Genomic DNA, 13,789 nt, shown 5'->3' on the forward strand with positions numbered 1-13,789 from the left:
CCCAGAGACTCCGCACGGCCACTGAACGGCCGCTAAGGTTATGCGCGCGAGTCTGCCACGTGACGGTGAGTTGTCGAGACGCCGTGGCATATTTCACCCACGGCTCAGCGGCACCCGCTACCCGGCCGCCACGCTGGTCAGGGCCAACAACTCCGCGACGAACTCCGCGGGGCGCTCCAGGTGCGGGCTGTGCCCGCAACCGGGCAGCACCACCTCGTGGTACGCGCCGCCGGCAGCCGCGTACCGGTCGAGCACCGCCCGGGTCTGCCCGACCATCGGCTGCGGTGGACAGGCGTCCGCGCCGGGCCAGCCGGGCACGAGATCCAGCGAACCCAGGTACGCCAGGTCGAAGAGCGAGGTGTCCGAGACGATGACGTCGACGTCTCCGCGTACCCAGGTGACCGGCGGTTTCTCGGCGACGGCCACCAGCTCGTCGGCGAGCCGGAACCAGGTCGGCGACAGCGCGTTGAGCACCCCGCGCTCCCCCGGCGCGGTGCCCGGCCAGTTCTCCGACGGCACAGCGGTGCCCGGGTAGTTGTCGTCCCCGGTGGCGGTGGACAGCACGGTGTCGAGCAACAGTTCCTCGTCAGTGCCCAGCGAGGCGGGATCGGCCACGTAGGTGGCTCGCAGCACGGCGCGCGGGCTGGCCGGCGCGTCAGCGCTTCGGTCACCGGCCGCGAGGCGGGCGACGAAGTCCGGGTTCGCCGTGCCGGCGCCGGTGCCGGCGAAGTCGGCCGTGGTCGGCGTGCCGGTCAGGTCGCGGGTGCCGCCGAAGCCGTACGGGGAGACCGGTGCGGCGAGCAGCAACCCGCCCACCCGGTGCGGATGGTCGACCAGCAGGCGCATCGCCACCCCGCCGCCGAGGGAGTGCCCGACCACCACCGGGCGCGCGTCGGCGGCGAAGAGCGTCGGGTCGTCCAGCAGTGCGGCCACGTCGTCGGCGAAGTCCCGCAGGCCCCGGGTGGCGTCCACCGGGGCGGTCGCGGAGTCGCCGTACCCCCGCAGGTCGGGGGCGACCACCCGCAGCGTCGGTGGCAGACGGCGGACCAGCGGCTCCCAGAACATCGCGGACGAGCAGTTGCCGTGGATCAGCAGCACCGGTGTGCCGTCCGGCGGGCCGGCCACCCGTACCGCCTGGGTGATGCCGTTCGCCGTCACGATGCGCTGCTCGGTCTCCATCCGCGGCATGGTGCCACGGGTGTCCCCGCCGGTCCAGGTGTCGGACCGCCACCCAACGGAGCCACCCGGTGTGGCAGGCCGCCAGGCGATCAGCGACGCGAGCCCGGTGGCGCGGCCAGCGGCAGCGGCAGCGTCGGTCGGACGTCGCGCCGGGACGGGCCGAAGCTGAGCCCCACCGGGTCGGTGAGCGCCACCCCGGGGTCGAACAGGCGCAGTTCGGTACGACCCAGCCGGATCACGTCGCCGTCGGAGAGGCGTTCCACCTCGCTGATCCGCCGGTCGTTGAGCCAGGTGCCGTTGGTGGAGCCCAGGTCCCGCAGGGACGGGCCCTCCGGCGCCAGCCACACCTCGGCGTGGCGACGGCTCAGGTGTGGGTCGTTGATGACCACCTGACCGCTCGGCGCTCGGCCGATCACCTGTATCTCGGCTCGCATACGAAAGCTCGCGCCGCGCATCGGTCCACCTGCGACCGTCAACAGCGGCATCAGTTCCGGATGTTCCTCCATGGACAGTCAGCCCTCCACCCCGCACCGTCACTCCGCGCGTCAGCTTGCCATCAGACGGTAGTCGTCAATACCGACCGGCCGGTCAGCCTCTCGTCACCTCCCGGCCATCTGCCGTTCGACGATTCGGGCGGGCCGTATCCGTCACCAACGCCCTGACCTGCACTGATCAACGATCGGCCGGGTTGGTGCGACGCCGCTCCCCCGGCCCCGAATCGGGGACCCTACCGGCGAGTAATCCTCGGGTCTAGACTTCCGCCATGACGGCAGTGCATATCCCGGGCGTTCCGGTCATCGACGCGGGCCAGTTGGTTTCCACCAGCCCGGCGACCGGCGCCGAGGCCGGTCGCCTCCCGGTCGCCACCGACGCCGACGTGCGGCAGGCCGTCGACAGCGCCCGCGCCGCCGGCGAGTGGTGGGCGGGTCTCGGCTTCACCGGCCGCCGCCAGCGGATGCTGCGGTGGCGTGCCCTACTCGCCAAGCGCATCGAGCAGTTGGCCGAGTTGGTGCACGTCGAGGGCGGGAAGCCGATCGCCGACGCCATCGTCGAGATCGTCACCGCGATCGAGCACATCGACTGGGCCGCCCGCAACGCCGGCCGCGTGCTCGGTCCACGCCGGGTGCGGTCCCGGCTCATCCTCGCCGAGTTCTCCGGGCACCTCGAATACCAGCCATACGGGGTGGTCGGCGTGATCGGGCCGTGGAACTATCCGGTCTTCACGCCGATCGGCTCCGCCGCGTACGCCCTCGCCGCCGGCAACGCCGTGGTGCTCAAGCCGAGCGAGTACACGCCCGCGGTCGGCCAGTGGCTGGTGGACAGCTTCGCCGAGGTGGTGCCCGAGCAGCCGGTGTTCACCGCCGTGCACGGGCTGGGCGACGTGGGCGCGGCGCTGTGCCGCTCCGGCGTCAACAAGCTGGCCTTCACCGGCTCCACCGCTACCGCCCGAAAGGTGATGGCCGCCTGCGCCGAGACGCTGACCCCGGTGCTCATCGAGGGCGGCGGCAAGGACGCCATGATCGTGGACAGCGACGCCGACCTGGACGCGGCCGCCGAGGCGTGTGTCTGGGGCGGCATGACCAACGCCGGCCAGACCTGCATCGGCATCGAGCGGGTGTACGCGGTCGACGCCGTCTTCGACGCCTTCGTCGACAAGGTGGTGACCCGTGCCGGTCGGCTGACTGTCGGGCCGGAGGGCACCGACATCGGCCCGATCACCATGCCCAAGCAGATCGACGTGATCCGCCGGCACATCGACGCCGCCATCACGTCCGGCGGGCGCGCCGTGCTCGGCGGTCCGAGCGCCGTGCAACCGCCGTACGTCCACCCCACAGTGCTGGTGGACGTGCCGGAGGAGTCGGCCGCCGTCCGCGAGGAGACCTTCGGCCCCACGCTGACCATCAGCCGGGTCCGCGACGCCGACGAGGCCGTCACCCGCGCCAACGCCCTGTCGTACGGCCTCGGGGGTTCGGTCTTCGGCCGGCGGCGCGCGGTGGCCACCGCCCGGCGGCTGCGCTCCGGGATGGCGTCGATCAACTCCACGCTGACCTTCGCCGGCATGTCCACCCTGCCGTTCGGCGGTGTCGGCGACTCCGGCTTCGGGCGGATCCACGGGGAGGACGGCCTGCGTGAGTTCGGTCGGTCCAAGGCGATCACCCGACGTCGTGCCCGGTCACTGCTGCCGTCGATGACCTTCGAGCGCACCCCCGCCGACGTGGCCCGACTCGTCAAGGCCATCAAGGTCATGTACGGGAGGTAAGTGTCGGATAACCGATCATCAACAAGGATCGGTGTATCCACATGTTTATACGCCGTGGTCACGGCGGTACATTGCGTTAAATGGGCCCCAATCGATTGCGCTACCGCCTTGTCGACAGTGACCAGTCGTGGAGCGCCCGACGGCGTCGGCATCGCTCGGACTGGCTGGCGCGCACCTTTCCCGACATCGGCGACATGCACGTGGTCGACCTCGGCGGTCGGCTCGGCACCTGGCACCGCGCCACCGTCCGACCGGCCCGGGTGACAGTCGTCAACCTGGAGCAGCCGCCCGCCGTCGTCCCGGATTGGGCCCACGTCGAGCAGGCCGACGCCTGCGACCTGCCCCCGCACCTCAGCAAGGGCAGCTTCGACCTGGTGTTCTCGAACTCGGTGCTGGAGCATGTGGGCGGGCACGAACGCCGGATTCGCTTCGCCGCCGCCGTCCGCTCACTCGCCGACCGGCACTGGGTGCAGACGCCCTACCGCTACTTCCCCATCGAGCCACACTGGATCGCACCCGGCATGCAGTTCCTGCCGGTACGACTGCGCACCGCGTTGGCCCAACGCTGGCCATTGGGGCACAAGCCGACCCGCAGCCACGACGCCGCCATCCACCAGGTGCTCTGGACCGAGCTGTTGGACCGCTCGCAGATGCGTCACTACTTCCCCGACTCGACGATGCTGGTGGAGCGGGTGTTCGGTCTGCCGAAGTCACTGATCGCGGTGCGCACCGGGTAGCGCGCCGGTCAGAAGAGGGTCAGCTCGTCCTTCACGATGCCGCGCAGCTTGTCGTAGTCCACTACCACACACCGGATGCCCCGGTCGGTGGCGAGCACCCGGGCCTGCGGCTTGATCTCCTGGGCGGCGAAGACCCCGACGACCGGGCTGAGCAGCGGGTCACGGTTCATCAGCTCGAGATAGCGGGTCAACTGCTCCACCCCGTCGATGTCGCCACGCCGCTTGACCTCGACGGCGACCGAGCCCGAGTTGGCATCCCGGCACAGCAGGTCGACCGGGCCGATCGCCGTCATGTACTCGCGGCGGACCAGCGTGAACCCCTCACCCAGGGCACCCGGGTTGGCGGCCAGCAGCTCCTGGAGGTGCGCCTCCACCCCGTCCTTGCGCAGGCCCGGATCCACACCCAGCTCGTACGAGGTGTCCTGGAAGATCTCCTCCAGGGTGATCCGCAGCTCCTCGCCAGCCTTGTTGACGACCCGCCACACACCGGGGGCCTCCTCCAACCGACACGGCGGGCTCATCCAGTTCAACGGCTTGTACGCCCGGTCGTCGGCGTGAATAGACACCGACCCGTCCGCCTTCACCATCAGCAACCGGGTGGCCAGCGGCAGGTGAGCCGAGAGCCGTCCGACATAGTCCACCGAGCACTTCGCAATGACCAACCGCACCCGACGAGGGTAGCCGAGCACCCACCGGCCGCCAGCGAGCGGCACTGGCGCGTCGATGCGATGCTGAGATCGTGTTCGAAGTCCTCACCGGCACCGGTCTCGCCGCCTCGGCGGGGCTGAACGCCTACATACCCCTGCTCATCCTCGGCCTGCTCGGCCGTTACACCGACCTGATCGACCTGCCCAGCGGCTGGACCTGGCTCGGCAACGGCTGGGTCATCGCCATCATGGCCGTGCTGCTCGCCGTGGAGATGGTGGCGGACAAGGTGCCAGTGGTCGACCACATCAACGACGTGGTGCAGACAGTGGTCCGACCCACCGCCGGTGGCCTTGCCTTCGGCGCCGGCTCCTCGTCGGAGACGGTGACGGTCAGCGACCCGGGGAGCTTCTTCTCGTCCCACCAGTGGGTGCCGGTCGTCACCGGCGTACTGCTGGCGTTGGGCGTGCACCTGCTCAAGTCCGCGGCCCGCCCCGTGATCAACGCGACCACCGCCGGCATCGGCGCCCCGGTCGCCAGCACCGCCGAGGACGCCACCAGCGTGGTGGTCTCCCTGGTGGCGATCATCCTGCCGGTGCTGGTGCTCGTCGCCCTGGTCGGGCTGGCGTTCTTCACCTTCTGGTTCTTCCGTCGTCGATCCGAACGACGCCGCGAACGAGAGGCCGCCCGCGCCGCCGGCTTCCGCGTCTGACGCGGCGGATCGGCGGCCCGCCATACCGGGGTTCCACTGGTCGACAAAAGCCTAGGATCGGGGCAAGAGCCTAGAGGAGGTCGGCATGACCGCAGCGTTGGAGATGCCCCGAGTCCAGGAATGCGTGGTCGCCGCGTGCGCGTACAACCAGTCGGGTGACTGCCACGCGTTCGCGATCACCATCGGCAGCATGGATCACGCCCACTGCCACACCTTCGTCGAGTCGCCCGTCCGGGGTGGCGTGGAGAGCCTGATCGCGCAGGTGGGCGCCTGCCAGCGCGCCGACTGCCGGCACAACGAGCAGTTGGAGTGCCACGCGGCGTCGATCAGGGTGGGCCCGGACAACGACATGGCCGACTGCATGACCTACGCCGGCCGCTGACCCACGCCGGTCGGCGACCTGTCGGGGCAGCTCTCGGTCAGGGCAGGTCGTTGGCGCGACGGATGACAGTCACCAGGTCGTCGATGATGCCGGTGAGGGCGAAGTCCTTCGGGGTGAAGACCCGGGCGACACCGGCCGCCCGGAGAGTGTCCGCGTCACTGGCCGGGATGATGCCGCCCACCACCACCGGCAGGTCCGCCCGGCCGGCGGCGCGCAGCCCGTCGAGCACCGCGGGCACGGCGGCCAGGTGCGACCCGGAGAGCACGGAGAGCCCGACCAGGTCGACGTCCTCCTCGACAGCGGCGGCGACGATCTGCCCCGCGGTCAACCGGATGCCCTGGTAGACGACCTCGAAGCCGGCGTCGCGGGCGCGTACCGCGATCTGCTCCGCGCCGTTGGAGTGCCCGTCCAGGCCCGGCTTGCCGACCAGCAGCCGCAGCCGGCCGCTGCCCAGCTCCCGTGCGGTGGCGGTGACCCGCTCGCGGACCGCCACGAGGCCCGGCTCCCCACCGCCGCCGGTGGCGCCGGCCAGGCCGGTCGGTGCCCGGTACTCGCCGAAGACCTGGCGCAGCGCGCCGGCCCACTCGCCGGTGGTCACCCCGGCCCGCACACACTCCAGTGTGGCCGGCATCAGGTTGGTGGTGGTCGCGGCGTCCGCGCGCAACCGGGCCAGCGCCGCGTCGACGACGGCCGGGTCCCGGTCGGCCCGCCACCGGTGTACGCCGTCCACGGCGGCCGCCTCGACCGCTGGATCGACCTGCTCGACGGCGTCCGCGCCGGCGGCGGTCAGCGGGGAGGGTTCGGTCTCGGTGTACCGGTTGACCCCGACCACCACGTCGGCACCGGACTCCATCCGCCGACGGCGCTCGGCCAGCGACGCGACAAGCGCGCTCTTGAGGTAGCCGGTCTCCACGGCGGCGACGACGCCGCCCAGCTCCAGCACCTTGTCCAGCTCGACCCGCGCCCCGGTGACGACCTCGTCGACGAGCGCGGTCATCACGTGCGAGCCGGCGAAGAGGTCGGGATATTCGAGCAGATCCGACTCGTACGCCAGGACCTGCTGCATCCGCAGCGACCACTGCTGGTCCCACGGTCGGGGTAGGCCGAGCGCCTCGTTCCACGCGGGCAGTTGGACCGCGCGGGCCCGGGCGTCACGGGACATCGTCACGCCGAGCATCTCCAGCACGATGCGCTGGATGTTGTTCTCCGGCTGCGCCTCGGTGAGGCCGAGCGAGTTGACCTGCACGCCGTAGCGGAACCGCCGTTGTCTGGCGTCGGTGACCCCGTACCGGTCCCGGGTGATCTCGTCCCAGAGCACACCGAACGCGCGCATCTTGGCGATCTCCTCGACGAAGCGCACCCCGGCGTTGACGAAGAACGAGATCCGCTGGACCACGTCGCCCATCCGCTCGGCCGGGACCTGGCCGGAGTCTCGGACCGCGTCGAGCACGGCGACCGCTGTGGCCAGCGCGAAGCCGACCTCCTGCACGGGCGTGGCGCCGGCTTCCTGGAGGTGGTACGAGCAGATGTTGACCGGGTTCCACCGGGGCATCTCGCGCAGCGTGTACGCCACCACGTCGGCGGTGAGCCGCAGCGACGCCGCCGGCGGAAAGATGTAGGTGCCCCGGGACAGGTACTCCTTGATGATGTCGTTCTGGGTGGTGCCGGCGCAGCGGGCCAGGTCGGCGCCCTGCTCCAGCCCGACGGTGCCGTACAGGGCGAGCAGCCACATCGCCGGGGAGTTGATGGTCATCGAGGTGTTCGTGTCGGCGAGCGGGAGACCGTCGAAGAGCGCCCGCATGTCACCGAGGTGGGCCACCGGCACTCCGACCCGTCCGACCTCGCCGGCGGCGAGTTCGTGGTCCGGGTCGTACCCGGTCTGGGTGGGCAGGTCGAAGGCGACCGACAGGCCGGTCTGCCCCTTCGCCAGGTTGCGGCGGAAGAGGGCGTTGGTCGCCGCGGCCGACGAGTGGCCGGCGTAGGTGCGCATCACCCACGGGCGGTCCCGCTCGGGCAGCCGCCCCGGGAATGCCGTCTCATCCATGGCCGGAGTCTAAGTTACCGTTCAGTAAAAGGAGCTGTGGAAAACCACACAGGTCCATGTCGGGGACGTCCGGGTGGCAAGCGCCCGCAGTGGCGTGGACCGCCACACCCCGGGCACCACCCGGCCCAGGCCAGGACGCACACTGGACGGCATGGATGACGAGCTGGCCATCTCCGTCCGGGGGCTGCGCAAGGCGTACGGCGACAACGTGGCGGTGGCGGGCGTGGATCTGGACGTCCACCGCGGCGAGGTGTTCGCGTTGCTCGGCCCGAACGGCGCCGGCAAGACCACGACGGTGGAGATCCTGGAGGGTTACCGCCGCCGGGACGCCGGCGAGGTCACCGTCCTCGGCGCCGATCCGGCCAGACCGGATGCCGACTGGCGCTCCCGGGTCGGCATCGTGCTCCAGGGCACCGGCGAGTTCGACGAGCTGACAGTGGCCGAGGTGATCCGGCACTTCTCCGGCTTCTACCCCGACGCGGACGACCCGGAGAAGGTGATCGAGCGGGTCGGGCTGGCCGACAAGGCGAAGGCCCGGACGCACACCCTCTCCGGCGGGCAGAAGCGCCGCCTGGACGTGGCCCTGGGCATCATCGGCCGTCCCGAGCTGCTCTTCCTCGACGAGCCGACCACCGGTTTCGACCCGGAGGCCCGCCGCGAGTTCTGGGAGCTGATCCGTGACCTCGCCGCGGCCGGCACCACGATCGTGCTCACCACCCACTACCTCGACGAGGCCGAGGCCCTCGCCGACCGGGTCGGCGTGATCGCCGGCGGCCGGCTGGTCGAGGTCGCCGCCCCCAACCGGCTGGGCAATCGGCAGGAGGCCCTCGCGACGGTCTCCTGGCGTACCCCGGAAGGCACGGTGGAAAGCGCGCAGAGCGCGACGCCGACGGCCTTCGTGGCCGACCTCGCCGCGCGCTACGGCGGCGAGGTCCCCGGGCTCACGGTGACCCGGCCGACCCTGGAGGACGTCTACCTCACCATGATCGGACACGCGCGATGACGACCACGACGAAGCCGGCGACGCCGGTCACCGCGACTCGCGGCCGACGGCCGGGTGCCGGCGCGCTCGCCCTGCGCCAGGGACGACTGGAGATCACCCAGTTCCTGCGCAGCCGGGAGTCGGTGGTCTTCACGATGGGCTTCCCCATCATCATGATCCTGATCTTCGCGTCGATCTTCGACGGCACGATCGGCGGCGGGGTCAAGTTCACCCAGTACTTCATCACCGGCATGATCGCGACCGGCCTGATGACGGTGAGCTTCCAGAACCTCGGCATCTGGATCCCGATCGAGCGGGACCGGGGCGTGCTCAAGCGCTACCGGGGCACGCCGATGCCGAAGTGGGTCTGGTTCGCCGGCAAAGTGATCATGGTGGTGGCGATCGGGATCGCCGAGACGGTCCTGCTGCTGGCCGTCGCGGTGGCGCTGTTCGACCTCGACCTGCCGGGCACCGCCGCGAAGTGGTTCACCTTCGGCTGGGTCGCCGTGCTCGGGGTGACCGCGTGCACCCTGTGCGGCATCGCGATCTCGTCGCTGGCCCGCACCGCCCGCAGCGGCTCCGCGGTGGTCACCCCGGTGGCTCTGGTGCTCCAGTTCATCTCCGGGGTGTTCTTCGTCTTCACCGACCTGCCCACCTGGATGCAGCAGGTGGCGGCGGTGTTCCCGCTCAAGTGGATGTGCCAGGGGCTGCGGTCGGTGTTCCTGCCGGAGAGCTTCGGCGCCCAGGAGCCGGGCGGCTCGTTCGAGCTGGGCCGGGTGGCGGTGGTGCTGGCCCTGTGGTGCGTGATCGGTGTGGTGCTCTGCCTGACCACCTTCCGCTGGACGACCAAGCGCGACGGCTGACGCCTTTCCGGGGCCCCCGATCCGCCGTGGGGCTGCCAGACTCTGACGATGGCCGCTCGACCGACCCGGCGCGGGCTCCTGCTCGCGGGGGCAGGGGCGACGGCGCTTGCGGTCGGGGTCGGCTGGACGGCCCGCGACCTGATCCGGCCGTCGCCGACGCGGCCCGTTCCCCCGGACGCGCCAGCCGGCGACGAGCGACTGGTCAGCCGCCAGTCCGCCGCACGTGACCGCTCGGTCGACTTCTACACCGCCGTCCCGGACGGGCACGGCGACGGTCAGGGGTTGCCGGTCTGCCTGGTGCTGCACGGCGCGTCCACCACCGCACGGGACTTCCCCGGGCTCGGCCTGGGGCGCTTCCTGACCGACGCGGTACGTCGGGGTGCGCCGCCGTTCGTGCTCGCCGGAGCGACCGGCGACCGCCTCTCCTGGCGCCCCGCCGGCCGGGACGACCCGCAGCGGATGGTGCGTGAGGAGGTGCCGGCCTGGTGCGCCGAGCGGGGCTTCGACGCCACCCGGCTGGCGGCCTGGGGATGGTCCATGGGGGGCTTCGGCTCGCTGTTGCTCGCCGCCACCTGGCCGGGGTCACTCCGGGCGGTGGCGGCCTTCTCCCCCGCCGTCGCGCCAGGTGATGCCGTCTTCGCCGGTGTCGACCGGCTACGCGGCACTCCGCTGGGCCTCTGGTGCGGTCGCCAGGACGACCTCCTCGCCGACGTGCAGGCGCTGGAGCGGGCCCTTCCCGAGCCGGCCGCCCGAGCCGAGTACGCCGACGGCGGGCACGACTTCCGCTACTGGGGCTCGGTCATACCCGCTGCCCTCGACTTCGTCGCGGGAGCGCTGGCCGCGCCGCCCGGCCCGAGTTGAGCTGAACCGGGGGGCCCGCGAACGGGCCCCCGCGGCTGCCGGTCTCAGTAGGTGTAGAAGCCCTTGCCGGTCTTGCGGCCCAGGTCACCGGCGGTGACCATCCGCTGGAGCAGCTCCGGCGGGAAGAACTTCTCGTCGGCGGTGTCGGTGTAGATGTTCTTCGAGGCGTGCAGCAGCACGTCCACGCCGGTCAGGTCGGTGGTGGCCAGCGGGCCCATCGCGTGCCCGAAGCCCAGCCGGCAGGCGGTGTCCAGGTCCTCCGCGGACACCACCCCGGACTCCACCAGCTTGACCGCCTCCATCACCAGGGCGGAGATCAACCGGGTGGTGACGAAGCCGGCGATGTCCCGGTTGACCACGACGACCGTCTTACCGATCTCCTCGGCGAAGGCCCGCGCGGTGTCCAGCGTGGCGTCGCTGGTCTTGTAACCGCGTACCAGCTCGCAGAGTTGCATCATCGGCACCGGGGAGAAGAAGTGGGTGCCGACCACCGCCTCGGGCCGCTCGGTCACCGCGGCGATCTGGGTGACCGGGATGGCCGAGGTGTTGGTGGCGAGCACCGCGTCCGACTTGCAGATCTTGTCCAGGGCGCGGAACACCTCGTGCTTGATCTCCAGGCGCTCGAAGACCGCCTCGACCACGATGTCCGCGTCCGCCGCCGCCTCCAGGTCGGTGGTCGGGGTGATCCGGGCCAGCGTCGCCTCGACCTCGGACGCCTCGATCTTGCCCTTCTCGGCGAACTTCTCCAGTGACTTCCGAATGCCGCCCAGACCCCGGGTGGTGGCCGCGTCGTCCAGGTCGCGCAGCGTCACCTGCCAGCCCGCCTGCGCCGCCACCTGGGCGATGCCGGAACCCATCAACCCGGCTCCAACGACCGCGAGTCGACCCGCCATCTGCTTCTCCCTCGCTGCGATTGAGTGCCTGCCTGCACCCTAGTCGGCGAGCCTGAACGATGGCTAAGTGGCGGTCGGGCCGGGTCGTGGGGGCCTCAGATCTCCAGTGCCGGCTCCTCCGGCGTGGTGCCCCGCTCGACCGCCACCCCGAGCGCACGCAGGTCGGCCACGAAGTCCGGGTAGCCCCGGTCGACGTGGTGCACGTGGGAGACCTCGGTGACCCCCTCCGCGCAGAGTCCGGCGATGATCAACCCTGCGCCGGCCCGGATGTCGGTGGCCCGCACCGGGGCACCGGAGAGCCGCTCCCGACCCCGGACCACCGCGTGATGCCCGTCGGTCTTGATGTCCGCGCCGAGCCGCATCATCTCGTTGGCGAACATGAACCGGCCGTCGAAGATGTTCTCGGTGATCAGGGAGGCACCGTCGCTGACGGCCGCCAGCCCGATCGCCATCGGCAGCAGGTCGGTGGCGAAGCCGGGGTACGGCAGCGTCACCACGTCCACCGCCCGGGGCCGCTCGTCCATCCGTACGCGGAAGCCGTCTCCCCGGGTCTCCACCAGCCCGCCCGCCGCCACGACCTTGTCCAGGGCGACCTCCAGGAAGGCCGGGTCCAGCCCGGTCACCGTCACGTCGCCGCGGGTCATCGCCGCGCCGAACGCCCAGGTGCCGGCGACGATCCGGTCCCCCACCGTGGCATGGCGCACCGGACGCAGACCGGGCACACCGGTGATGCGCAACGTCGACGTGCCCGCGCCGACGATGCGCGCACCCATCTGGTTGAGCATCGTGCAGATGTCGACGATCTCCGGCTCCCGGGCCGCGTTGTCGATCATCGTGGTGCCCTGGGCCAGCACCGCCGCCATCACCAGGTTCTCGGTCGCGCCGACGCTGGGGAAATCCAGCACGATGTCCGCGCCACGCAGCCCGTGCGGGGCGGAGGCGATGACGAAACCGTGCTCACCGGAGATCTCCGCGCCCATCCGGGTCAGCCCGGAGATGTGCATGTCCAACCCCCGCGACCCGATCGCGTCGCCGCCGGGGTGGGCCACCCGCACGTACCCCCGGCGGGCCAGCAACGGGCCGAGCACGCAGATCGACGCGCGCAGCCGTCGGACCAGGTCGTAGTCGGCCTCCGCGCCCGGCTGCTCGGGTACGTCGATCGTCACCGACCGGGACCGGGCCACTCCACCACGGACGACCATCGGGTCGACCGGGTCGTCCGCGTCGAACTGGACGTCGCAGCCCAGCCGTCGCAGCACCTCCCCCATGATCGCGATGTCGGTGATCCGGGGGACGTTGGTGATCACACTGCGGCCCGGCGCGAGCAGCGCGGCGGCCATCAGCTTCAACGCCGAGTTCTTGGCACCGACCACGTGCACGGTGCCGGACAGTCGGGCGTCACCGCGTACCCGGATGACGTCGACATCGTTGACCGCCGAATCGCCGGCGTCGCCGGGACCCACCACCACCGGCCAGCCGGCGGTGCTGTCCGGCCGCGCCGGGATCGTCAGGTCGGGAATCCGTAGGCTGTGCGTCATGGCCGTCCACCTCACGCGCATCTACACCAAGGCCGGCGACGCCGGCATGACCAGGCTGAGCAACAACGAGCAGGTGCCGAAGACCGATCCACGGATCGCCGCGTACGCGGATGTCGACGAGTGCAACGCGGCGATCGGTGTCGCGCTCGCGCTGGGAAACCTCGACGAGGAGCTTCGCGGCGTGCTGGGGTCGGTGCAGAACGACCTGTTCGACGTCGGCGCCGACCTGTCCACCCCGGTCGAGCCGGAGCCGAAGTACCCGCCGCTGCGGGTCACCGAGGCGTACGTCGAGCGCCTTGAGGGCTGGTGCGACGAGTACAACGCACGCCTGAGCAAGCTCGACTCCTTCATCCTCCCCGGCGGCACCGCAGGTGCGGCACTGCTGCACGTGGCGCGGACCGTCGCCCGGCGTGCCGAACGGGCAGCGTGGGCGCTGGTCAGCCACGATCCGGAACGAACCAGCACGCTCCCGGCAAAGTATCTCAACCGGCTCTCCGATCTGCTCTTTATCCTGTCAAGAACGGCAAATCCGGCAGGAGACGTGCTATGGGTGCCGGGCGGCAAGCGCTGAACGTCGGGCGCTTCGCACCACGTCGAGGTCTGGGTTCCCACTCTGCCCGCCACCACGCGTAGCCAGGGCCGACTCCTCGGCGAGCCAAGCCGACCAGCACCTCGACCGACGCGCAAGCCGCG

The 13,789-nt window shown here is 71.1% G+C and carries 14 protein-coding genes; 8 read left to right on the forward strand and 6 right to left on the reverse strand.

The window, feature by feature from the left end:
* Positions 1–117: 117 nt before the first annotated feature.
* Both OHB44_RS28625 and OHB44_RS28630 read right to left on the reverse strand, forming a co-directional pair.
* Positions 118–1,188: an alpha/beta hydrolase gene (locus OHB44_RS28625; RefSeq protein ID WP_330438870.1), complete on the reverse strand. Its 1,071-nt coding sequence runs from the start codon at positions 1,186–1,188 to the stop codon at positions 118–120.
* A gap of 80 nt (positions 1,189–1,268) precedes the next feature.
* Entirely contained in the window at positions 1,269–1,685 is a 417-nt protein-coding gene (locus OHB44_RS28630; RefSeq protein ID WP_266304558.1) for an FHA domain-containing protein, read from the reverse strand.
* Positions 1,686–1,942: 257 nt separating this feature from the next.
* Between OHB44_RS28630 and OHB44_RS28635 the strand changes: the two genes are divergently transcribed.
* Complete coding sequence (locus OHB44_RS28635; RefSeq protein WP_238687342.1) at positions 1,943–3,439, forward strand: aldehyde dehydrogenase family protein; 1,497 nt, start codon at positions 1,943–1,945, stop codon at positions 3,437–3,439.
* Positions 3,440–3,519: 80 nt separating this feature from the next.
* Entirely contained in the window at positions 3,520–4,176 is a 657-nt protein-coding gene (locus tag OHB44_RS28640) for a class I SAM-dependent methyltransferase (RefSeq protein ID WP_266304557.1), read from the forward strand.
* An 8-nt stretch (positions 4,177–4,184) separates the two neighbouring features.
* Here the strand turns inward: OHB44_RS28640 and nucS are convergent, their stop codons facing one another.
* Complete coding sequence (gene nucS / locus OHB44_RS28645; protein WP_112584054.1) at positions 4,185–4,844, reverse strand: endonuclease NucS; 660 nt, start codon at positions 4,842–4,844, stop codon at positions 4,185–4,187.
* Positions 4,845–4,915: 71 nt separating this feature from the next.
* Here nucS and OHB44_RS28650 point away from each other — a divergent pair, with 71 nt between their 5' ends.
* Together OHB44_RS28650 and OHB44_RS28655 are read left to right on the forward strand one after the other, a co-directional pair.
* Positions 4,916–5,533: a DUF4126 domain-containing protein gene (locus OHB44_RS28650; RefSeq protein ID WP_124857624.1), complete on the forward strand. Its 618-nt coding sequence runs from the start codon at positions 4,916–4,918 to the stop codon at positions 5,531–5,533.
* 85 nt (positions 5,534–5,618) lie between these two features.
* On the forward strand, positions 5,619–5,915 hold the full coding sequence (locus OHB44_RS28655; protein WP_203120485.1) for a DUF1540 domain-containing protein: 297 nt from the start codon (positions 5,619–5,621) through the stop codon (positions 5,913–5,915).
* Between the two features lie 37 nt (positions 5,916–5,952).
* Here OHB44_RS28655 and OHB44_RS28660 read toward each other — a convergent pair whose 3' ends face one another.
* Complete coding sequence (locus OHB44_RS28660) at positions 5,953–7,959, reverse strand: protein meaA (RefSeq protein ID WP_330438871.1); 2,007 nt, start codon at positions 7,957–7,959, stop codon at positions 5,953–5,955.
* Positions 7,960–8,110: 151 nt separating this feature from the next.
* Here OHB44_RS28660 and OHB44_RS28665 point away from each other — a divergent pair, with 151 nt between their 5' ends.
* The 3 genes from OHB44_RS28665 to OHB44_RS28675 are packed head-to-tail and all read left to right on the forward strand — an operon-like array spanning position 8,111 to position 10,665.
* A complete protein-coding gene (locus OHB44_RS28665) occupies positions 8,111–8,962 on the forward strand; it encodes an ABC transporter ATP-binding protein (RefSeq protein ID WP_330438872.1) in 852 nt (283 codons plus the stop codon).
* Positions 8,959–9,804: an ABC transporter permease gene (locus OHB44_RS28670; RefSeq protein WP_091405863.1), complete on the forward strand. Its 846-nt coding sequence runs from the start codon at positions 8,959–8,961 to the stop codon at positions 9,802–9,804. The genes OHB44_RS28665 and OHB44_RS28670 overlap by 4 nt, the downstream gene beginning before the upstream one ends.
* Positions 9,805–9,852: 48 nt before the next feature.
* Positions 9,853–10,665, forward strand: a complete 813-nt coding sequence (locus OHB44_RS28675; protein WP_266304556.1) for an alpha/beta hydrolase — start codon at positions 9,853–9,855, stop codon at positions 10,663–10,665.
* 44 nt (positions 10,666–10,709) lie between these two features.
* On the opposite strand, the gene OHB44_RS28680 is transcribed toward OHB44_RS28675, so the two are convergent.
* Positions 10,710–11,558, reverse strand: coding sequence for a 3-hydroxyacyl-CoA dehydrogenase family protein (locus OHB44_RS28680; protein WP_110561611.1), 849 nt, complete (start codon positions 11,556–11,558; stop codon positions 10,710–10,712).
* Positions 11,559–11,653: 95 nt separating this feature from the next.
* Complete coding sequence (gene murA / locus OHB44_RS28685; protein ID WP_238687349.1) at positions 11,654–13,096, reverse strand: UDP-N-acetylglucosamine 1-carboxyvinyltransferase; 1,443 nt, start codon at positions 13,094–13,096, stop codon at positions 11,654–11,656.
* On the opposite strand from murA, the gene OHB44_RS28690 reads away from it, so the two are divergent.
* Positions 13,095–13,667, forward strand: coding sequence for a cob(I)yrinic acid a,c-diamide adenosyltransferase (locus tag OHB44_RS28690; RefSeq protein WP_238687350.1), 573 nt, complete (start codon positions 13,095–13,097; stop codon positions 13,665–13,667). The genes murA and OHB44_RS28690 overlap by 2 nt on opposite strands.
* Positions 13,668–13,789: the final 122 nt, after the last annotated feature.

Origin of the sequence: Micromonospora sp. NBC_00821 (assembly GCF_036347035.1) — a bacterium.
Classification (GTDB): domain Bacteria; phylum Actinomycetota; class Actinomycetes; order Mycobacteriales; family Micromonosporaceae; genus Micromonospora; species Micromonospora hortensis.

Bases quoted from the DNA above. Each gene is read 5' to 3' on its own strand.
- OHB44_RS28625 (WP_330438870.1), bottom strand. From the start codon at position 1,188: ATGCCGCGGATGGAGACCGAGCAGCGCATCGTGACGGCGAACGGCATC.
- OHB44_RS28690 (WP_238687350.1), top strand. From the start codon at position 13,095: ATGGCCGTCCACCTCACGCGCATCTACACCAAGGCCGGCGACGCCGGC.
- OHB44_RS28660 (WP_330438871.1), bottom strand. From the start codon at position 7,959: ATGGATGAGACGGCATTCCCGGGGCGGCTGCCCGAGCGGGACCGCCCG.
- OHB44_RS28635 (WP_238687342.1), top strand. From the start codon at position 1,943: ATGACGGCAGTGCATATCCCGGGCGTTCCGGTCATCGACGCGGGCCAG.
- OHB44_RS28680 (WP_110561611.1), bottom strand. From the start codon at position 11,558: ATGGCGGGTCGACTCGCGGTCGTTGGAGCCGGGTTGATGGGTTCCGGC.
- murA (WP_238687349.1), bottom strand. From the start codon at position 13,096: ATGACGCACAGCCTACGGATTCCCGACCTGACGATCCCGGCGCGGCCG.
- OHB44_RS28640 (WP_266304557.1), top strand. From the start codon at position 3,520: ATGGGCCCCAATCGATTGCGCTACCGCCTTGTCGACAGTGACCAGTCG.
- OHB44_RS28670 (WP_091405863.1), top strand. From the start codon at position 8,959: ATGACGACCACGACGAAGCCGGCGACGCCGGTCACCGCGACTCGCGGC.
- OHB44_RS28665 (WP_330438872.1), top strand. From the start codon at position 8,111: ATGGATGACGAGCTGGCCATCTCCGTCCGGGGGCTGCGCAAGGCGTAC.
- OHB44_RS28655 (WP_203120485.1), top strand. From the start codon at position 5,619: ATGACCGCAGCGTTGGAGATGCCCCGAGTCCAGGAATGCGTGGTCGCC.
- OHB44_RS28675 (WP_266304556.1), top strand. From the start codon at position 9,853: ATGGCCGCTCGACCGACCCGGCGCGGGCTCCTGCTCGCGGGGGCAGGG.
- OHB44_RS28630 (WP_266304558.1), bottom strand. From the start codon at position 1,685: ATGGAGGAACATCCGGAACTGATGCCGCTGTTGACGGTCGCAGGTGGA.